The sequence below is a fragment of the Nostoc flagelliforme FACHB-838 genome, from assembly GCF_014698065.1.
In the GTDB taxonomy this organism is placed as follows: Bacteria; Cyanobacteriota; Cyanobacteriia; order Cyanobacteriales; family Nostocaceae; genus Nostoc; species Nostoc flagelliforme_B.
Genome location: NZ_JACJSI010000028.1, coordinates 58,695 through 83,020, shown reverse-complemented (window position 1 = coordinate 83,020; position 24,326 = coordinate 58,695). Strand labels below are relative to the sequence as shown.

Genomic DNA, 24,326 nt, shown 5'->3' with positions numbered 1-24,326 from the left:
AGGATACCGTTTACAAGACATTCTTCTTCAGTATATATACTATTTGCTTGTATCTTACAGCTAGTTTTCTACTTGATTATTTCCTCTTTAGATTTACTTTATAAATAGCCTCTTAGTGCTAACTTGTAATATTTTTAACTCCGGCTCCTCCAAGACTAACAGGACACCATGAGGCTGAATTTGGCTATAAATATGAATCGGTGCCTCTTTCAAGCTAATTAAATTAATACCTGGGAATTGTAAGTTTATTTCCATAACGATCCTCCTCTGTTGTCTAGGAGCATCAAAACTAGAGTATCTATAATAACGAAGAATGATGAATGTAAAAAATTTTATAATTTTTTATTCATCACTTTTACTTAGTATCTAATTTTCCATGCCCTGGTGTTGCGTTTTGCAGCTTTGCTCTAATCTGCTTGCGCTTTGAAAAGTTTAACAGCCAGTAAACTTACATAGCGATAAGAAATATGAAAACGATGTGATTAAGCAATTCTGTATATGTGTAGCTATGTTAAGAAATAGAATTCAGGAGCCAGGAGCCAGAATTCAGACTCCTGAATTCTTCTGTAATCAAATCCAAGAGGTGAACCACATTCGCAGTTTATAATCGTGAGGTGAGAGGGGTAAACCCAAATAAATAGGCATCCAGAAAATAAAAGCAGCCAGAATGATAAAAGTAATGGTGACACCTAGCGCCCGGAGTTGTTGATAATAACTGCGAAGGCACTGATCAACAAACCAAGCGATTGCTAAAAATATAAACACCACTGCACACATATAGTGGTATATAAAAACGCACCTTGTCACTTTTACCCAAGGTAATAAGTTAGCAGCATAATTTAGAACTAAATACAAAGCAATCCAAGTATCAACATTAAGAGTTGTAGGTACTGAAAAACGCTTTTCTTTCACCCAAAGACTTATGGGTTGTGACACCAGCATCCCTATTAAAAACAACATGGCAGCAACACCAAACCACCACAAAAATGGATTGCCCATTGCATGGACATCATAAATAACTTGTCCAGCACCGTTAGGCAAAGGCGGGCCCATCACAGGTAAGGGTTCGGTGATACTTTTAGCCGTTTGATAATAGTATGCCATTGGTCGAGTCATCAACGGCCATTTGTACCAGGCAGCACAATAAGGATGCACGTTAGGACTATTCCCACCTAGCTGTAAGTGAAACTTCAAAATTTGCTGATGTACTGCAATAAATCCATAGGTTTTATCTAGTTGAAGGTGAGGAATCCAGATGATGCTGTAAATCAAAGCTGGGATAATTCCTAGATAAAACAGCATGTGAAAAACATTTAGCTGAGTTAGGTTTTGTAGTGGTGTCTGAGATGAAGGAGATGAGGGAGAATAAGTACTAACCTCTGCTTCCTGTGCTGACTCTGCTCCTCTACTCTCGCTGCCTCCCGTCTCTTTCAATGAAGAAGATGCAAAAAAGAGTTTGGAGTTAAGAAAAGAATGTATTAAATAGATTACCCAAGCTGCTATCCAAATGAGATAAGCACCTGAGAGGAACCATAAACCGTTCCACTTAGTACCGACTGACGCACCAAAAGCAATGCCAGCAAAGATTAACCAAAAAGAACGCCGTCGATTTTGGTTATCTAATGCCAATAATAAAAACCAGTGCCCTAATAAACCAAAAATGACGATATAAATATTACTTAAAGCATAGCGAGACTCAACTAGAAAGATGCCATCACAAGCTGTAAACAAACCTGCAAGCAGAGCAAAGCTACGACGATAACTCAATTGATAAGCGATCGCAGCCACAACTAAAGGGATAAATGAGCCAGTGAGAGCATTAAACCAACGATAAGTCCAAGGTGATCGCAATGATCCTGTTAATCCATTTACTGTATCGTGCCAAAAAGGAATGTGACTGCCAATCCAAATGCCGATGCCGATCATATATTGACTTAGCGGCGGATGAGCATTAAAAAATGGCGTATGCGTGAGATAATTATTACCGAATTTGGCAAAGTAAACTTCATCAAATACCAGAGTGTTGAATCGCTCCAGCCCCCAAAACCTCAAGGCGAGTGACAGAATAAATACACTCCCCATCCCAATTCCGAACCACTTTTTAGTCATTTGTCATTTGTCATTTGTCATTTGTTATTCTCCCCCTGCTTCCCCTGCTTCCCCTGCTCCCCCTGCTCCCTACTCCCTCTCTAATCTTCAGGTGCATCTAGTTGAAACAGGAGTAGTTCAATACCGTAATACTTGTTTGTCCGCCCTATTGGTTTCATACCCAATCGTTCTGTTACACGGATTGAAGCATGATTTTCTGGCTTCACTACGGCATAAATCACTGGCAAGTTCAAAACACTAAATCCGTAGTTGAGCATAACTCGTCCGGCTTCTGTTGCATACCCTTTACCCCAAGAAGCTCGCCTCAAGTGCCAGCCTACTTCATAATCTTGAGTGGGTAAAACATCTTTGTTGGGCAATTGTTTGAGAATAATAGTTCCTACAATTGTTGTAGTTTGCTTTTCGACAATTGCCCAATATCCAGTACCATTGTTGAGTCGGTGCGAACGCTTGATGTTGTCAATCAAACGCTGACGCTGTGATTCAACACTTGTGACGCGAGAAGCTTTACCAAGAAAGTGCGTAACTTCGGGGTCATTATAAATTACAAACGCTTGTTCGGCATCGCGTTCGGGTATCCAACTGCGAATAATCAAGCGTTCGGTTTCCCAAAGATTTGTCATCTTGCTTTTGGCTAAACTAAATTGCCATTCTGCAAAATACTAAGATACTTATGGTTGAGCAGTCAAAAGTTTTATAGAGAATTACACAAACGAAATATGGCGATCGCTATGCTATGGGCAATTATCCAGAAGTTTAACTACCCTTGGCTATGCAATCGCAAATTCTGAATCTTTCCGCAGTTCTTCAGACCGAAATCCCAATACAATCCGATCCTTCGGCACACCAGCCCTTACGAATTCCGTTGCTAACCCCTCTTCAGTGCCATCACGTTGAATCCAAATTTTGTCATCAATAATATCAATGTGAATTAGACAGCCGTGAACGCGGCGTGTTGCAGTTGGAGAGAGTTCTGGCACTGGCTCTCGGCCAAGAATCATTACCAAATATCGATCCTGTTCTCGATCAAAGATAGTTTCATGCTGAATATTGCCGTAAGAGTAAGGAATCTTTGTATGTTCAGTAAGAATGCTGCAAATTAGCTGCCTGTATTGCTCCAGATTAGCCATCGGACAATAACCTCTCGCTTTGGATTAAAAACGATCAGAGGAATTTTGTAGTCTTCCAATATAAGTTTACCAAGCGGCTCTTCCTCAAAAATATCAGTAAAAACATCCTCATGAACAGCGATATACAAAACCCTATCTGGATAATTGCGGGACATTACAGCAAGGTAGGTAAAGTACTGGCCAATCGCCTGTTCTAGGTCTGCTACTTCTGAGTCGCCACTGAAGGTTTTGATTTCTACAGCAATCTTCTGTGTTCCTTTTTCTGCAATGAGCAACTTTTCGGCTGCCAAATCCACGTAAAGATCCTTTTTTCCCCACTTTAGATGAAAGGGATCGTCTGTAACAGTCCAGCCATCTTTAATTAGGGCATTCTTCAAGTTTTCGTGGTAACGGTCTCTAACTGGCATAAATTACTCGAATTACGAATTAGTACCTTCGACTTTTGCCACTTCCAGCATTGTCTTTAAAACTGAATCTGGATTCAGACTAATCGAGTCAATTCCTTGTTCAACCAAAAACTGGGCAAATTCTGGATAGTCGCTGGGTGCTTGTCCACAAATGCCGATTTTGCGATCGCATTTTTTCGCCGTTTCGATAACCATTTTTACCATTCGTTTCACAGCTGGACTGCGTTCATCAAACAATCGCGCTACCAACGCTGAATCCCTATCTATCCCCAATGTCAACTGAGTTAAATCATTAGAACCAATCGAGAAGCCATCAAATACCTCAGCAAATTCCTCAGCCAGAATAACATTACTGGGCAACTCGCACATCACATAAACCTGCAAGCCGTTAACACCCTGCTTTAAACCATTTTTTGCCATCTCTGCTAAAACCAAACGCCCTTCATCGGGAGTACGACAAAACGGAATCATCGGGATAACGTTCGTTAAACCCATATCTTCCCGTACCCGTTTGAGGGCATGACATTCTAGGGCAAAAGCTTCTCTGTAGCCTTCATCATAGTAACGTGCTGCTCCTCGCCAACCCAGCATCGGGTTTTCTTCGTGGGGTTCAAATTGTCGCCCACCTAACAAATTGGCATATTCATTACTTTTAAAATCTGACATTCGCACAATTACTGGTTTGGGATAGAATGCCGCCGCAATTCGACCAATGCCTTGGGCTAATCTATCTACAAAATACTGGGGTTTATCGTCGTAAAGTGCAGTAATTTCAGCAATTTTAGCTTTAGCAAATTCATCTTTTAACAAATCATGGTGAATCAATGCCATTGGATGAATTTGAATTTGGTTAGCGATGATAAATTCTGTCCGTGCTAAACCTACCCCATCGTTGGGAATTGCCGATAAACTCAATGCTTCTTGAGGATTACCCACATTCATTAAAATTTGAGTATGGGTACGAGGTAAGTTTTCTAAAGCAACTTCTTTAACTTCAAAAGGTAATAACCCTGCATAAACTTTTCCTTCTTCTCCTTCAGCACAAGAAATTGTTACCTCTTGACCAGGTTTTAAAATTTCTGTAGCATTGCCGCATCCGACGATCGCAGGTACACCCAATTCTCGCGCAATAATTGCTGCATGGCATGTTCTGCCCCCAGAATTAGTAACAATTGCACTGGCGCGTTTCATAATTGGTTCCCAATCAGGGTCAGTTCTTTCTGTCACCAAAACTTCCCCAACTTGGAACTGTTCGAGTTTCTGAACATCTAAAATTAGGCGTGCTTTCCCTTGACTAATAGCTTCCCCAATTGCGCGTCCTGTAACAAGAGGGATTGGGGATTGGGAATCAGGAAGTGGGGAGTGCGAAGATTTTTCCCCATTCCCTATTCCCCATTCTCTATCCCCCAATACCAACCGATAACTCCGCAGTACATTTCCCGTCTTTTGCGACTGAACAGTTTCGGGACGCGCTTGCACAATAAAAAGTTGATTAGTAATTCCATCTTTTGCCCACTCGATATCCATTGGAGTGGAAATACCGTGGACTTGGGAATAATGGTCTTCAATTAAACACGCCCAATTTGCTAGTTGTAAAATCTCTTCATCACTCAGGGCAAATTTACCTCTTTCGCTGGGTGAAACAGACACATTTTTCGTAAATTTTGAACCGTCATCATAAATCATTTTTAGTTCTTTACTGCCCAATTTTTTATCGATAATTGGGCGGAAACCAGCTTTTAAAGTTGGTTTGAAAACATAGTATTCATCAGGATTAACAGACCCCTGGACAACATTTTCGCCTAAACCGTAGGCGGCTGTAATTAATGCCGCATCCTTAAATCCGGTTTCTGTGTCAATGGAGAACATCACCCCAGAGGTTGCTAAGTCAGAACGCACCATTTTTTGCACGCCTACAGCTAGAGCAATGCTAAAGTGATCAAATCTTTTGGTGTGGCGATAAGAAATAGCGCGATCAGTAAATATGGAAGCAAAGCATTTATGGCAAGCTGCTAAAACTCCTTCAGCGCCGACAACGTTAAGGTAAGTTTCCTGCTGTCCAGCAAAACTAGCGTCTGGAAGGTCTTCGGCGGTGGCGCTAGAACGAACTGCAACATCTGTCTCTGCGTTGTATCGTTCACACAAGCTCTGGTATGCTGTAGCGATCGCCTCTCGCAATTCTACAGGAAATGGGGTGTGGATTAATAGCGATCGCGCTTTTTTTCCCCGTTCTCGTAAATTTTTGACATCTTCAACATCCAAGTCAGCAAAGAGTTTGCGTAGCTTTGCTTCTAAACCTGCTGATTTGATGAAATAACGATAAGCGTAAGCAGTGGTGGCGAATCCTGTAGGAACATTAATCCCTTTGGGCGTTAGCTGTTGAATCATTTCGCCCAGCGAGGCATTTTTACCACCAACTACCGGGATATCAGCAATACCAACTTCATCAAACCACAAAATGAGCGATCGCTCTTGGGAAGATAGAGATAATGTGCTTTTAGATACTGTAGCCATAATTACCTTGTAAATTTATACTCAGTTTCTCAGTGCGTAACCGCTAGTATATTTTTCCCATATTCAATTTTAGATATTACAGCTACTAGCGTGATTTTGTATTGTGCAATTAAATGCCAAACTATAGTCTATAAATAACAATTATTCGGGATAATAGCTGTATCGTAATATTGGATGTAATGCACAATGGCACAACTAGAACGACTGCTGAAAATGGCAGAAGATGAGTTAACAGAGTACAGCACTGATGCCCGTAAAATAGAAAAACTACGGCGCAAAATAGGTTTATCAGTGTCCGCAGCCGAACAGAGGCAGGTTAAAGAGGCATTGCTCGCTAGTAAGCAATCTTCTAATATGATTACTCAAATTGTGGAAGAACAAAGACAAGCAGCAGCTTTACCTTTTTGGGGAATTGCTGGATTGGGTTTGTTATTCGGAATTTCTTTAAATCAACCTGTATGTTTGTTAGCTGCTATAGTTGGAACTGTATTAGCTTTTAGAATTCAGAAATGGGGTTGGGAATTACAGGCAAGTCGTCTATTGTTACAAACATTGGAAGACATTGAAGCGCGTATTGCCCAACCGAATAAGTAACAAAACAGATCCGCTATATAGAGAAAATATCTCTATATATTTGTATATTAAAATACTAAATTATTGACTAGTCACTTGATTGACACCTCGTAATTACTTAACAATTCCTTTGGGATCACCATAGCAAAAAAAATTACATATTGGATTTGATTCAGATATTTATTCATATAGTTTGCGTGCAATAAATGCTACATGACCTTTTGACAGTAGGTATTTACCATAACTATGGGTTGTTTCAACTTCAAAGCCCACGCGCTGGAGTTCACTTTCAAGAGTTATCGCTTCGTATAACCGCAAGTAGTGTACTTCGTCAGATCGTCTATAATGTTCCCCTAACTTGCGGAAACTGATAATTCGACGAGTCAAAGTTATTTGCTTTTGATCTTCTTCCTTTTCAACTAATACTACCCAGCCCTCTCCTTCAGTGAATCCCTTAGTTGTGGTTCCCTGTGCAACTTGTCCTGTTGTTGCAATGTCGAAGATGAATACACCCCCAAGAGTTAAGGCATTATATATGCGGTGGAACAGTTGAACAAGAATTTGGCGATCGTTGTCTGAATCAAAGAGGTAGCTCAGGCATTCACCAATCGATGTGACAGCATTGCACGGTGGAATATCTGTCTTGAATAATGAATCAATCCGAAATTCAGCATCCGGCACTCTTGTTCGTGCAATATTAATCATCGACTCAGAAATATCAACTCCGAGAACATGATAATCAGCCTTGCTAAGTTCTTGTGCCCATAACCCGCTACCGCAACCCAAGTCAACCACTAGTCCACTATGTATTTTGTTTTGAGTCAAAATTTCTAAGATACCGGGAGCGGATTTGAGAGCGAAGTCACGGAAACCGTGATCATGAATAAATGCGAGGTCTTCTTTGTACCACTTCTTCATAAAACTTATATCTGTAATGAAGCTATTCAATAAACTATTTTCTCAACGAATAGTAAGATTTTTGATTATGCTTCTTTTTAGATTGAGGACTAAACTTAGCATCTGACAAAAAGTGTTTGGATTACAAAAATTCTTATCTTTATAGCGGTTCTCGTTTACGTAAGGTACACCCGTAAGGGCACGGCACTGCCGTGCCCTTACCCTCGCAATATAATCTTGTACCGCATCTGAATGGGAACCGCTATACTTATTACCTCTTAACAGCAATCGTATAACTAGGTAAATGTGAGGCATCTGTTTGAGTTTTCACAAGTCGCAAGTCATTATCTATATATAAATTCTCAAACACTTGAGAAGTTACTAAAGATGTTTTTTGAAATCCATTAACATGATTTATCTCTATATTGTCTAGTTTTAGAGCTTTAGGTAAAATCCCTTTTGAGGCGTTCATTTTGACTTTATTGTTAACTACATGAGTAAACCAGTTGTAGACTGATTCTAAAGTTAAAGGAATTTCTCTATTTGTAAAAGCCTGAAATCTATCAATGTTTTGAAGATACCATTTACCATTTTGAACCCCATATTTTTGGATCAACATGAAATCATAAGCTGGTAATCTTGATTGAAAATTATCGGATAAAGACTGCTCTTTGCCCATTATATAGCGAGCTACACTGGCACAGTAACCATCATGCTGGAAAATTTGGAAGGACTGCTCTTGTATTCGTTGCGGTAAACTTTCATGAAACGATATTGTAGACCAGATTGGTGTCCAAACACCCACTAAAAGCCGTAATTGCTCTGTAACACTAAAAACAGGATTCTGTTGGCTCAATTTTATAAAATAGGGAAGCAATTCAGTTTTATAAAATTTTATTTCGTCATTTAAAACTTCTGAATTTCGACCTTGAACTCGTGCCAAAATTTCATTTTTAAATTTTAGTTTTTTTGGAGCACTTAATTGATTTTTCAGTAAGAGGTCGAACATTACCATTTACCTTTCCCTCATTTCTTTAGATGACTTGGTTGGTAAGTATTAAAAACTGCTGAGTTTAGCGATTATAAAGGTACCATCTATTTTTTTATTTTGTAGCTTAAGGCTTTTTGCCCCTCTTTTTAACAGTTTTTGGGTGCTTATCTGCTTGATATTACTTATTTTAACTTACAAAGTGGTGTGATCCAGATCACTGTAAACTAAAATATATTGAAGAAGTATTTAGAAATCAGAGTATTGCATACATAGACATATAGCGGCTGACCATCTGAAATTTCTACAATTCTCTTTCCGATGCCCAAGTATTACGCTATTTTACAGTGCCTTCTTTCGTAATTACTCAGCGACGATTTACAAGTAACGCACTAAAAAAGCCAACTTGATGCGTTACGCTGACGATAACGATTTATTACATTGTAATGTTAATGACTAACATTGTAATATTGAGGATGATACAAACTTACCGCCAGAATATAAAGCTGAGGCATTAGAACAGGTAAAAGCTTTAGCAGAAGTGGGGAAAAGTCTTCAATAACCGGCACTGCAAAAGGCGGCGAAAACGGCTATTAAGATTTTAAAAAAGACGATCGCTAGTTTACCCAGTGCCACAAAGTTGTTTGAACAGTCGTAGGGGCGCAAGGCTTTGCGCCCCTATAATGCGCCGTTACATTGAACTGCGATCGCTGCGATCGCACCCTTCCCTTGTTTAACGAGAGTAAGGATTATTGAAGGTTTCCCAGGCAGCTTTTGCCGCCTTTTGCAGGCGATAGCTGAAGTCTAGTAGGTCTTTCATCAATAAATGCCAGTTTCTCTCAGCTTCATCCTGAATTATCGCCCAAGAGTCTTCTAAGCGATCGCGTTCTATCAGTTTCCTTCCTTCAATTAATTCTCGTGCTTGACGCACAGCTTTTAAATATGTTTCACGAGTGATAGTACCTGCTGAATCAGCCTCAGATTGAGCGCGTCTTTTTAGCGCCTCAATTAACGCTTTGGTTTCGCGCTTCACCTCATCAGTTTCACCAACCATTTCAGTTTCTACTAATTTGTCAGTTTCAGAACTGATTTCTACAATTACTATGGATTCGGTAGATTCAATTACTGTGGTTTGAATGGGTTCGATATTGTTAGCATTCATAGTTAAAACCTCTTTAATTGCAAAGCTTACTCTCGAATCAGAATTGCATCCTGTACTGGTAGTCATGAGTCATTGTAAATTTCACAAATAACAAATGACTCATGACTAATGACAAATTAATAAACTTTTGCTGGCAGTTGTTGCTCTAATTTTAGCAATGCTGCAACTCGCATTTGTGTAGCAGGGTGACTGGAGAACAAGTTACCCAAAAATTGTCCAGAGATAGGATTGATAATTAATAACGGCTCATAAGCTGGATTAGCATTTAAAGGCATCTGCTTTGCTGTGGCTTCTAACCTTTGTAGCGCTCTCGCTAAGGCGCGGGGATTACCAGTTAATCTAGCTGAACGTGCATCAGCAGAAAATTCTCGTGTGCGCGAAATTCCTAACTGAATAATCGTCGCAGCTAATGGCGCAAGCATTACTGTTAATAAGACTCCCAAAGGATTTGCACCTCTGCTGTCATCTCGTGAACCACCGCCAAACCATAAGCTGTAACTAACCATTTGCGCTAGGAATGAAATCGCACCAGCAACAGTAGCAGCAACAGCTTGTGTGAGGGTATCACGATTAATAATGTGGGTGAGTTCGTGGGCGATAACGCCTTCGAGTTCGTCCTCTGGCAATATCTTCAAAATGCCTTCGGTAACAGCAACAGCAGCGTGTTCTCGATCGCGTCCTGTAGCAAAGGCGTTAGCACCTTGGCTTGGAACAATGTAAACTCTAGGCATGGGAATATTAGCGCGATCGCTTAATCTTTGCACCATCCGATAAAGCCCCGGTGCTTCCCTTTCACTTACAGGCTGGGCGCGGTATGCTGCCAGGGCAATCTTATCTGATTGATACCAAGAAAACAGGTTTGTTACTGCTGCCAAGGCAATTCCGATAAGTAAGCCACCAGAACCGCCAATTACCCAGTAACTAATTGCGATCAAAAGACCACTTAGCGCAGCTAGCAAAACAGCCGTTTTCAATTGATTTGTCATATTTTCGCTCTCCTGCTAATGCTGTATTACTTTTCTCTTAAACAGCATTCATTAAGCTACATTTTGATTGTATCCAGCTAAACTTAGATATATGGTACAGAAAACCTATCAGATAAGTACGGTTTTCCTACTTAACTTCTATAAATACTAATTATAGTTCTTTTTGATATTTGTTCTTTTGGGAAGAAGATTTATCTAGGACTTACACATGAGTTAGGGAATAACGAACCACAGAGACGCAGAGGACACAGAGAAATGAGAGTTTGAAAGATATTTTGCGTAAGTCCTACATCTTTATAGATATCATAAATGCATCTATCTATAGGAATAAATTGTTTATCAAAGTAGAAATTACAAGTATGAAAAAGCAATACAAAAGTCAAAATGGTATTGTTGAATTAATTAAATAATATTTATGGCGATGGAGCTCGCCAAAACCGCCTTTCTAGTACTGGTTAAATTCATAACTGGAAGGCTGATGGCTCCTACTTTCTTCGCTGACTGCGGGAGAGTAGGGCTTGGCTAAATGCATTACCTGACTCCCCTGTAGAAAGTGTAAGTCTACAAATCGCGCCTCAAGGAGTTATGAAATGCTAGCTAGTGTATTGTGGATTTTAATGATGGGCTTTTTTGCCGGTCAACTTGCCCGTCGTTTAGTAGCTCCGCCTTTAATTGGCATGATTTTAGTGGGGATTATTCTTGGCCCCCAAGTTCGGAATGTCATCAGTTCAGATGTGCTGGGTGCTGCTGATGAGTTAAGATCTTTGGCAGTAATGATTATTTTAATGAAAGCCGGACTGGGTTTAGATAGAGAAAAGCTGTCTCAACAGGGAACTGTGGCGCTACGTTTGGGATTTTTGCCAGCAGCAACAGAAGCGATCGCGATCGCTTTTACCGCTATGATAATTTTTAAATTTGACTTTCCCACTGGGTTACTGTTGGGCTGTGTGATTGGCGCGGAATCTCCGGCTGTAATTGTTCCAGGAATGCTCAGGCTCAAAAGTTTAGGCTGGGGTGTTACTAAAGGAATTCCCGATGCAATTTTAACTGGTAGTGCTTTATCTGATGTACTGCTATTGCTAGTCTTCAGCTTACTGCTGAGTTTCTTAGGTGACGGAGGTGTTGAGCAGATTGTCCTACCTGGGGGATTCACTTTGACTGCTCTCCAACTGCTGCCGTTCCAAATTATTATGCAAATATTGCTAGGAGTATTATTTGGCTATTTAACAGCTCGTTTATTAGTTCTACTATTAATTAAACAAAAATGGGCTCAGAATATCGTTCAAGATACTGTGATTGCTGCCAGTTTAGCCTTGCTTTTGGTAATTGTCGCTCATGCCTTACCTTACTTTTCTGGTTATTTAGCAGCAATGGCTATGGGCTTTTTCTTAATTGAATTAGATGCTCCTCTAGCCCGAAGATTACGGGGCGGATTTGACAGTTTATGGATAGTAGCTGAGATTTTTTTGTTTGTCTTATTAGGGGCAACTATTCAACTGCAAGTATTAGAGAAAATTCTGTTACCAGGCATTTTAATTTTAGCAATTGGTTTACTAATTGGTCGGATGCTGGGCTGGTATCTCTCAACTTTGGGTAGTAATTGGAATTGGCGAGAAAGATTATTTTTGCTCCCAGGAAACTCAGCAAAAGCTACAGTCCAAGCTGCTATTGGGGCAATACCCCTCTCCCAAGGAATTGCGGGGGGTGAGATAATTTTAGCGATCGCAGCTCTTTCAATTTTAATTACTGCACCGTTAGGAGCTTGGGCAACCATGACTTTTGCCCCGAAATTGCTCACAAAAGGCGAAGTTGACCCCACCAAAGTCACAGTTGCTACTCGTACCTTGTTCCTGGCAGCAGTGGATACATCGAGTTTAGCCACAGAAGTTTTAACCAAAGTGGCAGATTTAGCACGCCGCAGTAATGGGGAAGCGATCGTTTTACACGTAGTTAACACTTTGAACCAGCAAAATATCCAACAAATCGAAGAACAAAGCAAACAGTTGTTATCTGATATCACGTATGAATTTTTGACTGTTACAGGTGTGATTCCAGAAGAGATTATTCGCATTGCTCAAGAGTATTGTGTCACTGCGATCGTTATGGGAAAACGCGGGCATAAACCTTGGGAGCAAGTATTAATTGGCTCAGTCTCACAAGCAGTTTTAGAAGCTAGTTTAATACCTGTCATTGTGCTGGAAAACCGTGAGCATAATGCTACTTTGGATTTTAGATTTTGAATTTTTGATTTTAAATTTACAGCAGATTGCAACTTCTCTGCGTTCCCTGCGGGATGCTACGCAAACGCGCAGCGTGTCGCAGATAGAGGCTACGCCAACGTGAGGTACAAATATATCGTAAGGGTACAACAATGTTGTGCCCCTACCGATGTACTTTATTTACATTAAGCAAATTGCCTTAAAAATTTAAAAAAGCAAGGAATATGATGTTTAGTATGATTACTTTGTTCTGAATAAAATCTTCCTATTTCTAACAATAGTTGATCTTTAAATGTCTCAACTGAAGAAGTCCAGTCACTTGGTGGTTGAATTTGGTTCCAGTAATACTTAGCTTTTTTGAATGCCAGTAAAGCTAAAATTAACTCATTCTCCTCCGTATTATTTTGAGCATTTTGAAACTGTTCTTTCCATGAATCTCTCAATTTATCTATTGCAGTACAATCTAATTCAGAGCAATGGCTAATGCGATTAGATACTTTTGATAAATTACTTTTTAAATCAGAATCAGTAATGATAGCATCTGCCATAGTCACATAAATTTCTCTAAGTAGTAGAGAATTACTATCATAAAGTGTAGAAAAAGTATCAAATACTGGTTGTAGCTCAGGTATGATAAAATATGCTTCTTTATGTATTAAACCCGTAACCCATATACGATGCTGTTTTGCATTTTCTTCGTTTATGTTGAGTTTTGTATAAAGATTACAGAAAATTGCTTCTGTATCTGAAAAACTATAATTATATTCTTTTTTTATATTTTGTGTTTGTAGATCAACATCTACGATTGCAAACAGTTTTTCTAAACTTAAATATGAATTATTTTTATTTTCATTATACAATTTTGAAAGAGTAAAATATGTATCTAATACATCTTTACGATCTCCGCAGTTAAAAAACTCTGTTCGATATTGACTCCATAATTTTGGAACACACGCCTTGTAAAAGTTAGAATCTGGCATCTGTTCCATCTTGCTATATGATTGAGGTGATGGTCTGCCTTCGGTATCCCAAATACCACCTTCGCCTTCGCACAGTACAACGATCTTATTTTTAATTCTACGAGAGCCAATGATTATTTCACAATGTTGTTTTAGTTGTTCCGGCTTAAGACTCATATTTAATTTTTAGCTTCTGGCTTTAAAAGTTTTGGTTCTAGTTCCTTAACGTGAGCAGGTGTAAGAGCTTGACATAACTCGTATGAGTGAGTTGCAAGGATATATTGATTACTGGGTGACCATTGGTTGAGGTCTGCAATTATTTGATATTGCCAATCTGGATGAAATGCTATTTCAATTTCATCCATTAGCACAATTGCATTTTCTATATTATGGTACTTTATCCACATATAAATGCTTAATCTTTTTAACTCGCCATGACTGAGGTCTTCGGGATATAGTTCTAATCCATCTTTATCTAATTTAAAACTGACACCTGATAAATCTGTATCTACATTTATATTTTTATTAGACAATATTATATTTAAATCATTTATCAGTGTTTTATAGCTATTACCATACTCGCCTTTTTTTATAGCTTCTGCAAAGTCCTCGTCTCGAGCAGACTTAAAGGCTTCAATAAGGATATCTACAGCCAGAAAATCATAGGTAAAAAAGCCTGATAGTTTAGACTTGGCTAATTTAAGCTGTGAATAGTAGTCAGTTTCGTTATCCTGCTTTTTAAATAAGAGTTTTCTAGATTCTTTAGAATTAAAAAGAAAAACTTGGGTAGAAGGAGCCGCAAGAAATATTTTTTGTGATAACTCTTTCATAAATATTTCTATTTTATTCATATCTATGTTGTTGATTCGGCAAAGTAAAACTTCTTCTTCTTCATTTTTGTTACTATTAGCTGAGTAATTACAAATATATAATAAATTTTCTGATTGCAAATATTTTAAAACTCTTTGGAGGATACGTTTAAGCTGCTCACGTTGTTCATAATATTTTTCAAGATTTAATTTAAATATATCGAGTCTTGTTTGAACTTCTTCTTTAAATTCTTCTATAGATGTATTTGTTAGTCCTAATCTCGACATTAGTTTAAGAGTTCTAAATCCAAATAGTCGAAGTTCATCGATTAAATCTCTCAATATATAACGTCTATCCTCACTACTCTCAATTTTTATCACACTATCTAATTTAGTAATAGCTTTTTCTAAATCTTGTATTTCCTTTTCAGTAATTGAAATTTTATTTATAATTTTATCTAATTGATTGGAAGCAGAGAATTGTAAATAATTATCATTATCAACCTCAGTATTATCATTTGATATTAATAGCTCCCTAAGATAAGAATCGTTATAAGATAAAAATTCAAGCTTTACAACTTTATCTTCATTCCAGATATCAATTATGGCTAATACTCTATTGTTAGAATTGTTATTAATCGTAAATCCATAAAGTATATTTTTCACAAAATCTTTTTTACCAGAATCACTAGAACAATGCAATAAAACAAAAATTAATTGCAAAAGTGTACTTTTACCACCACCATTTTGACTACCAAGGGGAAAAATACTGGGGATAAATTCTGGTTCAAAAGTTATATCAACGTTCTTTAAAATGCGAAAATCTGGAACTCGAACTCGTAGTAATTTCATAAAAAGCTCCTATTGCCAACTTGATACTAACTATCTTGGATTCTCAAGTAGGGTGGCCAGTGTCCACCCTACTTGAGACTTCCAAATTGAGTTTAACTAAGATACTTAGACTGAATGCAAAAAATGCCTTACACCTTAAACTTCTCTGTAATCCGCTTCATCGCCTCTTCGACATTCTCCCGGCTGTTAAACGCCGAAATGCGGAAGTAACCTTCACCCGCAGCACCAAAGCCAGAACCAGGTGTTCCTACAACGTTGACAGTTTGCAGTAACTTATCAAAGAATTCCCAACTGGATAAACCATTAGGAGTTTTCACCCAAACGTAAGGTGCATTCACGCCTCCATAAACTGATAATCCGGCGGCTGTGAGTTTTTCGCGGATAATTTTGGCGTTTTCTAGATAGAAATTCACCAATTCCTTAATTTGTGCCTGTCCTTCTTGGGAGTAAACAGCTTCGGCTCCCCTTTGGACGATGTAAGAAACACCATTAAATTTGGTAGACTGGCGGCGATTCCAGAGTTTCCATAGTTCCACATCGGAACCATCAGCAGCTTTTCCTGTGAGTGTCTTCGGTACTACAGTTAACGCGCAACGAGTTCCTGTAAAACCTGCATTTTTGGAGAAAGAACGAAATTCGATCGCAACTTCTCTTGCACCTTCAATTTCATAAATTGAATGCGGAATGGACGGGTCGGTAATGTAAGCTTCGTAGGCTGCATCAAAGAAAATAATCGAGTTATTAGCTTTGGCATAGTCCACCCATGCTTTGAGATATTCTTTAGTAGCAGTTGCGCCAGTGGGATTATTGGGAAAGCAGAGATAAATTAAATCGACTTTCTTTGAGGGAATTTCGGCGGTAAAGTTGTTATCAGCCGTAATTGGTAGATAAACTAAACCCTCAAACTCGCCTTTATCGTTGGCATCTGCCGTATTTCCCACCATAACGTTAGTGTCTACATATACGGGATAAACGGGGTCAGTAACGGCAATTATGTTGTCATGACCAAAGATTTCCAGAATATTACCGGTGTCGCACTTGGAACCATCGGAGATAAAAATTTCGGAAGCATCTATATCCGCTCCCCGTGCTTGGAAATCGTGAGTAGCAATTTTTTCTCGTAACCAAGCGTAGCCTTGCTCTGGGCCGTAGCCTTTGAAGGTATTGCGATCGCCCATTTCTTCCACAGCCTTTATCATAGCTGTGCGGCAAGCCTCCGGCAGAGGTTCGGTAACATCACCAATACCCAAGCGGATGATTTTAGCATCAGGATTGGCTTCTGCAAAGGCATTCACCCGTCGAGCAATTTCTGGAAACAGATAACCCGCTTTCAGTTTCAGGTAGTTGTCGTTAATAGTTGCCATGTGTAAATATGAAAAACGCCCTAAAATAGCTTACTGCTAATTTATGAGGGCGATAACTTTGTTATGAGGAGTGGGGAAGAGGGAGCAGGGGGAGAATAACTAATGACAAATGACTAATGACAAATTAGACATTTACTGGCTGTTTATTATCGGCTGAATAACTGTTGCGATCGCTAATTCCTAACTGCGTAAGCGATTCTTGACCTGTAATTAATCTTGCTCCGCGATTACGGGTGAAATAGTTCCATGCCCATTGAATCATTACTACTAATTTGTTGTTAAATTCAATTAAGAAGTAGATGTGAATCACTAGCCAAAACAACCATGCAAAGAAACCTTTCAGCTTCATAAAGCCCAAATCTACCACAGCAGAATTGTGCCCAATCATCGCTAAACTACCATAATCAACATAAGCAAAGGGCGGTAAACTGTTACCTGCAAGCCGCTTTTGGACTAGTGTTGCTACATATTCGCCTTCTTGCTTCGCTACAGGTGCAACACCAGGTAGCGGTTTACCATTTTGATGAGAAAAATTTGCTAAGTCGCCAATTACAAAAATATTGGGATGTCCCTTAATACTCAAGTCAGGTTCGACGATAATCCGTCCAGCGCGATCGCATTCAGCACCTGTGCGTTCTGCTAGCACTTTCCCCATTGCTGAAGCTTTCACACCTGCTGCCCATAATACCGTTTTTGAGGCAATTTCTTTCACTTCATCGCCTTGTTTGAGGGTAACAATGTCATTTTCAATATTCGTTACCAGTGTTTTTGTCTGCACAACCACCCCCAAGCGCGTTAAAGATGCTTCCGCTTCTTGTGATAACTCTGGTGCAAAGGGTGGCAAAATCCGATCTAGACCTTCTAATAGCAAAATCTTAGCTTCTGAGGTGTCGATGTTGCGGAAATCTTCTTTAAGAGTTTGATTTGCCAATTCTGCGATCGCACCAGCTAACTCTACACCAGTTGGGCCACCACCAACAATTACAAAGGTTAACCAAGCCCGGCGTTTTTCTGGATCGGTTTCTTTTTCTGCGGCTTCAAACGCCGTAAAAATCCGGCGACGCATTTCTATGGCATCTTCTACTGTTTTCAAGCCTGGGGCAAATTCTTCCCAGTTATCTTTGCCAAAATACGAATGCTTCGCACCTGTAGCGACAATTAACGTATCGTAATCTATTGCTTCGTCACCCACAGTCACTTGTTTTGCTTCTGGATCAATATTATTCACCTCTCCCAGCAGCACTTTCGTATTCTTGCTCTTGCTGAGGACAGAACGCAACGGTGAGGAAATATCCGCAGGAGATAGCGCACCTGTGGCGACTTGGTATAAGAGGGGTTGGAATAGATGAAAGTTACGTTTATCAATCAGAGTAACGTTTACCGCCGCCTTAGCAAGTGTTTTGGCCGCATAAAGTCCACCAAAACCACCGCCAACAATAACTACTTGATGAGGTGGATTATTGTCAAGTGAATTTACCATAAGAAATATTATCGGGTATTCCAACTATTGTAACTATTCTTAACAAATTTGTATCAAAATTGTCATCATATATTTTGTATTCCTGTTTACATTTGATGAAGTATTAAAGTAATCAAAACTACAAGACAAACAGAACTTTTCAATATGGAGGCGCAGATAATAAGAGTTGGCAATATTTGAATCGCTCTTTGCTTGTGTAAATTTATCAACGGTAGATGTAGGATTTATGCAAATTCACTCAGAAGTAGTTGATTCTGCGGTTTGTGTCGAACGTGGTGAATGCGTTCGCCGCCAACGGGTAAAACCATAGAAAAGAGCAGCAAAAATTAACAAATAAGGGCTGTAAACAATTAACCAAATACCCAGCTTGAGTAAGCCAACGGAAAATGAACTAAGGGAGTGAGTAGATTTGTTCCAAGTCTCCTGAACTTGCAAACCAAAGGCAGGTTGTGAACTGGTGCTAGAAACTGCTGCTTGTAAATTCAGCGTAATAGTGGAATAAGCAACTTGATTTTGTAGGCTTTTGAGTTGGGCATTAATTTGTTCTATTGTTTGTCTAACATTACTTAATTCTTGAGCAACAGTAAGCACATCTCTAACAGAACCTGCCCGATCCATAATTTTTTGCAAATTGGCTTCAGTTTTTTGCAAATTGGTTAATCTAGCTTGGAAATCCACCAGGCGATCGCCCACATCTTCGGCAGTGATATTACGGCTCTCTACAGTGCCCAATTTAGCTAGCCGTTCTAAAGTAGATTCCAACCGATTCTCTGGTATCCGCAATTGTATTGTTGCTGTGTAACGCGGGTTGTCGTTTTTGGGTTGTTGTTGTTTCAACCCAATTAAATCTCCTTGCTGTTTATTGATAATTTGCGAAACAGCATTAACAGTCTGCTCTACAGAGTTGACAGTCAAAGAGATTGCTGCTTTTTTGATGAGTTGGGGACGAGAACGGACTATTGATGCAACTTCGGTTTTTTGGGAAATACTTCCTTCATTAGCAAGTAATTGATTTACCGCGCCATTGGCTGCAATTGGAGGTGCAGCCTTATTTGCCGTCTGTTCGGAAGAGGCACAACTAGTGAAAATCAACCCTCCTAATAACGCACTTACAAAAAAAGCAGATGTGCGCGGTAATTTTGTTGAAGCGTACATAATCTACCCCTAGATGGATGAAGTTAACCCCAGTATTGCTGAAGTAAAACTCAAAGCCTGTATTGTTGCGATTTATGTAACAGGATTAGTCATTTTTATTTACAGAGAATGAGAATTCATCTTGATGAGATATTTCAAAAAGATTATTAGCAAGTCATTTGAGATTATTTCAAAAAATATCTGCAACAAGTCTGTTTGCCAATAGGGTCGTAAAATTGCTTTCTGGTAGTTGATCGTTTTGAAATTGTTTGATTTTGAAAACAAGTTGGATCTGCGATCGCTGCTTGCAAATCTGCCTTTATACCAATTCAAAATAGCCTACGGTATCTTGTCGGTCAAAATTCCCTGGCACTTTCAGCAGCCTGTCTCAATCCTAAAAAAGCTTCTTTTAGAGGTTGGCTAACAGCACTATCTGGTTCTGTTAGCACTAGCTGTTGGTAGGCTGATAAAAATTGCGATACCTTCGGTAAGCTGCGCTAACGCAGCCGATGGAACAAATGCAGAAAGTGACCTACAAAGCTGATACAATCCAAAACCACAATCTCTATACCATCTGTACGGTCGTACAGACTTGAGGCATATTCCTGAATAGCTTCCTCTATCACATCCGTCGTGATAAAAATATAGTTGTCAACCCGCTTGCCTGTACTGTTGATTTTTTGCAAGGCACGGTCAATATCTGCTAAGGTGACACGTCGGGTCTTCATTTCATAGCTGGTAATCACCTTCTCGTCATCAACTAAAGTAATTTCCAAATCTCCCAAAGCTCCAGTCTGCTCGTCCGCTGCATTATGGGATTCTAGAGGTAAAAAACGCTCCCCAATATATTGTTCTGCTACTTGATAGGCAGCAGCAACAATTAGTACAGGAAGACGGCTTGAACCTCGGCAAGCCAAATGCTGTTTCAGGAGTGTGATAATTTCCTCTGCTGACAAAGGTATTGCATCTTCCGACTTCTTCAGGTCGGCTAGTAGTGTTTCCATGCGCTGCCGCTTCTCGTTGCGAGCAATAATTAGACAGCGAATAGTTTGGGCTAGCAGTTCCTCAGCAGTTATTCTGCCTTCATGAACATCATCAAGTAATTCCAAGGCGACTTCGTAGAGTTTAGGCGGTCGTCCCACTAGATTGACTGCTGGGGTTAAGGTGATGTTACGATTCCGCAGGGCAGGAGTGAGGAACGCAGTAGTGGGATTGCAAGGCAACTCATGCTGGTTAATGAATGCTGTGATGTAACTTTCATCGTAGTAGCGTCCAGAGTAAGCATCTGGTGTGCCTATTTCGGTGTAAGGCTTACGGATATCAACATTCCCACGGTGAATTGCTGCCAAAGAGCAGGCCAGCAACAAACGAACTACAGCACGATTGCCTACATAGCGCGATACATAGTCAATTTTTTCAGCAATGCTGGGATTGGTGACAATCGGTTGGACTATCGATGGTTCGGCTTTTTGTAAAGCTACATCAAGGATAGCTGCTGGGGTTGTGGACATGGAGCGATTTCTTCAACAGTAAGTGTGGAAGCTTGAGGGTCATAATTGAGCCAAAGTACTTCTTGCCGTAACTGCTTGATGGAATGGCAGTGTTTCACGGGCGCTTTAATGCAGTTCCAGTCACTATATAGTTCCTGCATCAACGAACAATCATAGCCTGAAAGGGCAACTTTACCTTTGACTGAACGTAAAACATCCGCTAGTTGCCGATGCTGGTCGTCGGTCATTTCATAAGCGTAAGCCTTGCTATCCCCACGGGAATCGTGCGGGTACGGGGGATCACAGTAAAATAATGTTTCTGGACTATCGTACCGTCGAATAATATCAATTGCTCGGTCGTTCTCAATTTGCACGCGTAGCAACCGTTGCACGATTTCGGGCAGATCCTCAACACTACCAAGCCACCGGGAAACTGCACCAGCCATTCCAGCGCGGCTAGTAAGTTTGCAGTGCGCCCATCGTCCAACACTGGCGGTTTGTGCCAAGCCTGTTCTCACTTGTCGCGCCCGGACGAAAAATCGTCTAGCCTTTTCCAAGTCTGATAAACTCTCTTCTTCCTTGGTAATAGCAATCCGAAATTCTTCACGCGAAAATGGGGTTAAACCAATCGCCTCGATGAGTTGGTCTTTTTGGTCGCGTAGTACGCGAAAAAAGTTGACTACCTGGCCATCAATATCATTGTAGGTTTCCACAGGTGAAGGCTCCCGGTTCAACAACACGGCTGCTGAACCGCCAAAGGGTTCGCAGTAGTGGGTCGTTTTTGACAACAAGGGTAAAAGCCAGTCTAAATGACTGTACTTGCCGCCATACCAACCAAATGCAATTTTCTTTGCCATAAAAGCCAACCTCAAAGGCAGTGTTTTACCCAAAACCGAGGATAAGGGTAAAACGCAATTTATTATATAGTGTTGAGAAATAAAGTATAAACAAACAAGAATACTTACATTATTTTTTCAGAGAATAATGTAAATATTCTTTTTCGGTAAGGCGATCGCCAACAGTATTAGATACGTGTAATTTCCGGGAAAATAGTCTGCAAAAGTTTATCCTGTCTGAGTTTTATACCAGCCGGAGTAGAACGGAGCATCTCTAGAAGCTAATAACCTTATTCCAGATAATTGCAGTGAGTTCCATATTCTTGACTTCGGAGGTGGTACGCTCACATTCTGAAGCTACCAAGTAGGCAAGCAACCAAAAGCCATTGAACAAAGTCCAGGTAGCGGTAACGGGATGAAAGCAATCATGAGCGCTTGAGTATTGCCCTAGCGTGTATAGATACAGGTGGTATTCAGTTCAAAAAAGAGGGAATACTAAACGTAAGTGAAAGGTTACTACTTAACAATTGGATTTTTTGTTAGATAAAGAAGTTAGGCGATTATTGTCGTCGTAAACACTCCCCCTGAGTTCAAAAAGATAAATTCAATAATTGACAGTTCATCTGTGTTACTCAATTTGAGGTACAATCGTAAGCCTGCCAATAAATGACGATGCTTGCTGACAGGAGATGCTTCTATGGCCCGGATGTATTATGACGAAGATGCCAATTTAGACCTTTTGGCTGGAAAAACTATTGCTATCATCGGCTATGGTTCTCAAGGTCATGCCCACGCTCTCAATCTCAAAGATAGTGGTTTGAATGTGATTGTGGGACTATATCCGGGTAGTAAGTCAGTAGCAAAAGCTGAAGCTGCTGGGTTAACTGTGAAGAATGTTGCAGATGCTGCCAATGCTGCTGATTTCATCATGATTTTGTTACCTGATGAAGTCCAAAAAACGATTTATAAAAACGAGATTGAACCCAATCTTAAAGAAGGAAATGTGTTAGCTTTTGCCCACGGTTTCAATATTCATTTTGGGCAAGTTGTACCACCGGCTAACGTAGATGTGGTGATGGTAGCACCCAAAGGGCCGGGGCATTTAGTACGACGGACTTATGAACAGGGTGAAGGCGTACCAGCGTTGTTTGCAGTTTATCAAGATGCCAGTGGTCAGGCACGCGATCGCGCGATGGCTTATGCTAGAGGTATCGGTGGTACTCGTGCCGGTGTTCTCGAAACTACTTTCCGCGAAGAAACCGAAACAGATTTATTTGGTGAACAAGCGGTATTGTGCGGTGGTTTGAGTGCTTTAATCAAAGCTGGATTTGAAACTTTGGTAGAAGCTGGTTATCAACCAGAATTGGCTTATTTTGAATGTCTGCATGAAGTCAAGCTGATTGTTGACTTGGTTGTAGAAGGTGGTTTAGCTAAAATGCGCGATAGCATTTCTAACACTGCTGAATATGGCGATTATACTCGTGGGCCGCGGATTGTTACTGAACAAACCAAAGTTGAAATGCAGAAGATTCTCAGTGAAATTCAATCTGGGCAATTTGCACGAGAATTTGTTCTAGAAAACCAAGCTGGTAAACCAGGATTTACCGCTATGCGTCGTAAAGAAGCTGAACACAAAATTGAGGAAGTTGGCAAAGATTTACGCGCTATGTTTAGCTGGTTGAAAAAAGCCTAACCAGGCGAATGGAATTCGCAGCTATACAAACAAAACCCACCTTCGTGGGTTTTAAATTCTTTGAGTCCGCCTAGGCGGACTTGGTTTGTATAGCCGCGATTTCTAATCGCCTGGTATATTTGCAAAAGTGAGATGCTCCCTTACTGAAGTCACAGATATATGAACGAAGCCATCCTATTGCGCTGCACGAAGCACGATAGGATGGAATAATCTATGGGAAATAAAGTATTTATCCCAGGGCTAAAGTTGATGGGCTTTCTACTTTTGACACAGTAAATGCTAAAGAAAATAACTGGTTTTTTTATCCTTGTAATTGTTGCAAACATGATTATAGGATGCCTTTTAACCACTGAAATGTCGGTGCAAGCTCAATCAATATCAACAGATGTGATTTCGGTAGATGGTCGCAAGTTATTTGAAGTGAGTGAAGCAGGACAATTTAGTGCTGAAAGTCGTGCTGCGGATGCCAACTTAATTTTAAGAGAAGTAGTCCGTTTCCCAGATCCTGTGAAGGTCGAGATTGTAGAAATTAATCAATTACCTGTAATTTTGGTGAATAGCCGCCATTTACTGACGGTAACACAAGAAGATACTTTTACTGGTAGAACAAAACAAGAGCAAGCAAAAATTTGGGTACAACGAATTCGTGAGGCAGTTCAGCAAGGTCAAGAAGAACGAAGATTAAGTTATTTTTGACGGGCAATATTATTTGCAATTTTATCAG

20 protein-coding genes, 1 pseudogene and 1 riboswitch are annotated in these 24,326 nt (G+C 40.0%); of the genes and pseudogenes, 4 read left to right on the top strand and 17 right to left on the bottom strand.

Annotated elements, in window-relative coordinates:
* Positions 1-114 precede the first annotated feature (114 nt).
* From H6G97_RS16120 to ppsA, 6 genes and pseudogenes are all read right to left on the bottom strand, one after another.
* Positions 115-255 (bottom strand): annotated as a pseudogene (locus H6G97_RS16120) (hypothetical protein); the annotation flags it as partial.
* A 315-nt stretch (positions 256-570) separates the two neighbouring features.
* Positions 571-2,109, bottom strand: coding sequence for a dolichyl-phosphate-mannose--protein mannosyltransferase (locus H6G97_RS16115; RefSeq protein WP_190941753.1), 1,539 nt, complete (start codon positions 2,107-2,109; stop codon positions 571-573).
* A gap of 80 nt (positions 2,110-2,189) precedes the next feature.
* Complete coding sequence (locus tag H6G97_RS16110; protein ID WP_190941752.1) at positions 2,190-2,732, bottom strand: GNAT family N-acetyltransferase; 543 nt, start codon at positions 2,730-2,732, stop codon at positions 2,190-2,192.
* Positions 2,733-2,879: 147 nt separating this feature from the next.
* On the bottom strand, positions 2,880-3,239 hold the full coding sequence (locus tag H6G97_RS16105) for a XisI protein (protein WP_190941751.1): 360 nt from the start codon (positions 3,237-3,239) through the stop codon (positions 2,880-2,882).
* Positions 3,209-3,646 carry an element excision factor XisH family protein gene (locus H6G97_RS16100; RefSeq protein ID WP_190941750.1) on the bottom strand — a complete coding sequence of 146 codons (438 nt, stop codon included), beginning with the start codon at positions 3,644-3,646 and terminating at the stop codon, positions 3,209-3,211. Before H6G97_RS16100 ends, H6G97_RS16105 begins: the two co-directional genes overlap by 31 nt.
* 12 nt (positions 3,647-3,658) lie before the next feature.
* Complete coding sequence (gene ppsA, locus H6G97_RS16095) at positions 3,659-6,160, bottom strand: phosphoenolpyruvate synthase (RefSeq protein WP_190941749.1); 2,502 nt, start codon at positions 6,158-6,160, stop codon at positions 3,659-3,661.
* Between the two features lie 186 nt (positions 6,161-6,346).
* Between ppsA and H6G97_RS16090 the strand changes: the two genes are divergently transcribed.
* On the top strand, positions 6,347-6,754 hold the full coding sequence (locus H6G97_RS16090; RefSeq protein WP_190941748.1) for a hypothetical protein: 408 nt from the start codon (positions 6,347-6,349) through the stop codon (positions 6,752-6,754).
* Between the two features lie 159 nt (positions 6,755-6,913).
* On the opposite strand, the gene H6G97_RS16085 is transcribed toward H6G97_RS16090, so the two are convergent.
* The 4 genes from H6G97_RS16085 to H6G97_RS16070 all read right to left on the bottom strand — a co-directional run bounded on the left by H6G97_RS16085 (position 6,914) and on the right by H6G97_RS16070 (position 10,766).
* Positions 6,914-7,651 carry a class I SAM-dependent methyltransferase gene (locus tag H6G97_RS16085; protein WP_190941747.1) on the bottom strand — a complete coding sequence of 246 codons (738 nt, stop codon included), beginning with the start codon at positions 7,649-7,651 and terminating at the stop codon, positions 6,914-6,916.
* 250 nt (positions 7,652-7,901) lie between these two features.
* Entirely contained in the window at positions 7,902-8,645 is a 744-nt protein-coding gene (locus H6G97_RS16080) for a hypothetical protein (protein WP_242054950.1), read from the bottom strand.
* A gap of 706 nt (positions 8,646-9,351) precedes the next feature.
* Entirely contained in the window at positions 9,352-9,780 is a 429-nt protein-coding gene (locus tag H6G97_RS16075) for a hypothetical protein (protein WP_190941746.1), read from the bottom strand.
* Between the two features lie 116 nt (positions 9,781-9,896).
* The gene (locus tag H6G97_RS16070; RefSeq protein WP_190941745.1) at positions 9,897-10,766 is read right to left on the bottom strand and encodes a zinc metalloprotease HtpX; all 870 of its coding nucleotides are present in this window, start codon (positions 10,764-10,766) and stop codon (positions 9,897-9,899) included.
* Positions 10,767-11,174: 408 nt separating this feature from the next.
* Positions 11,175-11,261: riboswitch (Fluoride riboswitch) on the top strand.
* 95 nt (positions 11,262-11,356) lie between these two features.
* On the opposite strand from H6G97_RS16070, the gene H6G97_RS16065 reads away from it, so the two are divergent.
* Positions 11,357-13,006 (top strand): cation:proton antiporter, encoded by a 1,650-nt coding sequence (locus tag H6G97_RS16065; protein WP_190941744.1) that lies wholly within the window; start codon positions 11,357-11,359, stop codon positions 13,004-13,006.
* Positions 13,007-13,170: 164 nt separating this feature from the next.
* Here the strand turns inward: H6G97_RS16065 and H6G97_RS16060 are convergent, their stop codons facing one another.
* The 7 genes from H6G97_RS16060 to H6G97_RS16030 form a co-directional block, all read right to left on the bottom strand.
* The gene (locus tag H6G97_RS16060; RefSeq protein WP_190941743.1) at positions 13,171-14,121 is read right to left on the bottom strand and encodes a hypothetical protein; all 951 of its coding nucleotides are present in this window, start codon (positions 14,119-14,121) and stop codon (positions 13,171-13,173) included.
* A 2-nt stretch (positions 14,122-14,123) separates the two neighbouring features.
* Entirely contained in the window at positions 14,124-15,605 is a 1,482-nt protein-coding gene (locus tag H6G97_RS16055; protein WP_190941742.1) for an AAA family ATPase, read from the bottom strand.
* Positions 15,606-15,733: 128 nt separating this feature from the next.
* The gene (locus H6G97_RS16050) at positions 15,734-16,969 is read right to left on the bottom strand and encodes an LL-diaminopimelate aminotransferase (protein WP_190941741.1); all 1,236 of its coding nucleotides are present in this window, start codon (positions 16,967-16,969) and stop codon (positions 15,734-15,736) included.
* Positions 16,970-17,093: 124 nt separating this feature from the next.
* Positions 17,094-18,449, bottom strand: a complete 1,356-nt coding sequence (locus H6G97_RS16045) for an NAD(P)/FAD-dependent oxidoreductase (protein ID WP_190941740.1) — start codon at positions 18,447-18,449, stop codon at positions 17,094-17,096.
* A gap of 234 nt (positions 18,450-18,683) precedes the next feature.
* Positions 18,684-19,604: a DUF4349 domain-containing protein gene (locus H6G97_RS16040; RefSeq protein ID WP_190941739.1), complete on the bottom strand. Its 921-nt coding sequence runs from the start codon at positions 19,602-19,604 to the stop codon at positions 18,684-18,686.
* Positions 19,605-20,080: 476 nt separating this feature from the next.
* A complete protein-coding gene (locus tag H6G97_RS16035) occupies positions 20,081-21,094 on the bottom strand; it encodes a restriction endonuclease, SacI family (RefSeq protein ID WP_242054949.1) in 1,014 nt (337 codons plus the stop codon).
* On the bottom strand, positions 21,061-21,930 hold the full coding sequence (locus tag H6G97_RS16030) for a DNA adenine methylase (protein ID WP_190941738.1): 870 nt from the start codon (positions 21,928-21,930) through the stop codon (positions 21,061-21,063). Before H6G97_RS16030 ends, H6G97_RS16035 begins: the two co-directional genes overlap by 34 nt.
* A 676-nt stretch (positions 21,931-22,606) precedes the next feature.
* Between H6G97_RS16030 and ilvC the strand changes: the two genes are divergently transcribed.
* Together ilvC and H6G97_RS52480 are read left to right on the top strand one after the other, a co-directional pair.
* Positions 22,607-23,602, top strand: coding sequence for a ketol-acid reductoisomerase (gene ilvC, locus H6G97_RS16025; RefSeq protein ID WP_190941737.1), 996 nt, complete (start codon positions 22,607-22,609; stop codon positions 23,600-23,602).
* A 324-nt stretch (positions 23,603-23,926) separates the two neighbouring features.
* Positions 23,927-24,298: a hypothetical protein gene (locus H6G97_RS52480; protein WP_242054948.1), complete on the top strand. Its 372-nt coding sequence runs from the start codon at positions 23,927-23,929 to the stop codon at positions 24,296-24,298.
* Positions 24,299-24,326 lie beyond the last annotated feature (28 nt).

What these genes read in the sequence shown, in the direction of transcription:
- H6G97_RS16115 (WP_190941753.1), bottom strand. Translation starts at nt 2,109, where the DNA reads ATGACTAAAAAGTGGTTCGGAATTGGGATGGGGAGTGTATTTATTCTG.
- H6G97_RS16110 (WP_190941752.1), bottom strand. Translation starts at nt 2,732, where the DNA reads ATGACAAATCTTTGGGAAACCGAACGCTTGATTATTCGCAGTTGGATA.
- H6G97_RS16105 (WP_190941751.1), bottom strand. Translation starts at nt 3,239, where the DNA reads ATGGCTAATCTGGAGCAATACAGGCAGCTAATTTGCAGCATTCTTACT.
- H6G97_RS16100 (WP_190941750.1), bottom strand. Translation starts at nt 3,646, where the DNA reads ATGCCAGTTAGAGACCGTTACCACGAAAACTTGAAGAATGCCCTAATT.
- ppsA (WP_190941749.1), bottom strand. Translation starts at nt 6,160, where the DNA reads ATGGCTACAGTATCTAAAAGCACATTATCTCTATCTTCCCAAGAGCGA.
- H6G97_RS16090 (WP_190941748.1), top strand. Translation starts at nt 6,347, where the DNA reads ATGGCACAACTAGAACGACTGCTGAAAATGGCAGAAGATGAGTTAACA.
- H6G97_RS16085 (WP_190941747.1), bottom strand. Translation starts at nt 7,651, where the DNA reads ATGAAGAAGTGGTACAAAGAAGACCTCGCATTTATTCATGATCACGGT.
- H6G97_RS16080 (WP_242054950.1), bottom strand. Translation starts at nt 8,645, where the DNA reads ATGGTAATGTTCGACCTCTTACTGAAAAATCAATTAAGTGCTCCAAAA.
- H6G97_RS16075 (WP_190941746.1), bottom strand. Translation starts at nt 9,780, where the DNA reads ATGAATGCTAACAATATCGAACCCATTCAAACCACAGTAATTGAATCT.
- H6G97_RS16070 (WP_190941745.1), bottom strand. Translation starts at nt 10,766, where the DNA reads ATGACAAATCAATTGAAAACGGCTGTTTTGCTAGCTGCGCTAAGTGGT.
- H6G97_RS16065 (WP_190941744.1), top strand. Translation starts at nt 11,357, where the DNA reads ATGCTAGCTAGTGTATTGTGGATTTTAATGATGGGCTTTTTTGCCGGT.
- H6G97_RS16060 (WP_190941743.1), bottom strand. Translation starts at nt 14,121, where the DNA reads ATGAGTCTTAAGCCGGAACAACTAAAACAACATTGTGAAATAATCATT.
- H6G97_RS16055 (WP_190941742.1), bottom strand. Translation starts at nt 15,605, where the DNA reads ATGAAATTACTACGAGTTCGAGTTCCAGATTTTCGCATTTTAAAGAAC.
- H6G97_RS16050 (WP_190941741.1), bottom strand. Translation starts at nt 16,969, where the DNA reads ATGGCAACTATTAACGACAACTACCTGAAACTGAAAGCGGGTTATCTG.
- H6G97_RS16045 (WP_190941740.1), bottom strand. Translation starts at nt 18,449, where the DNA reads ATGGTAAATTCACTTGACAATAATCCACCTCATCAAGTAGTTATTGTT.
- H6G97_RS16040 (WP_190941739.1), bottom strand. Translation starts at nt 19,604, where the DNA reads ATGTACGCTTCAACAAAATTACCGCGCACATCTGCTTTTTTTGTAAGT.
- H6G97_RS16035 (WP_242054949.1), bottom strand. Translation starts at nt 21,094, where the DNA reads ATGTCCACAACCCCAGCAGCTATCCTTGATGTAGCTTTACAAAAAGCC.
- H6G97_RS16030 (WP_190941738.1), bottom strand. Translation starts at nt 21,930, where the DNA reads ATGGCAAAGAAAATTGCATTTGGTTGGTATGGCGGCAAGTACAGTCAT.
- ilvC (WP_190941737.1), top strand. Translation starts at nt 22,607, where the DNA reads ATGGCCCGGATGTATTATGACGAAGATGCCAATTTAGACCTTTTGGCT.
- H6G97_RS52480 (WP_242054948.1), top strand. Translation starts at nt 23,927, where the DNA reads ATGATTATAGGATGCCTTTTAACCACTGAAATGTCGGTGCAAGCTCAA.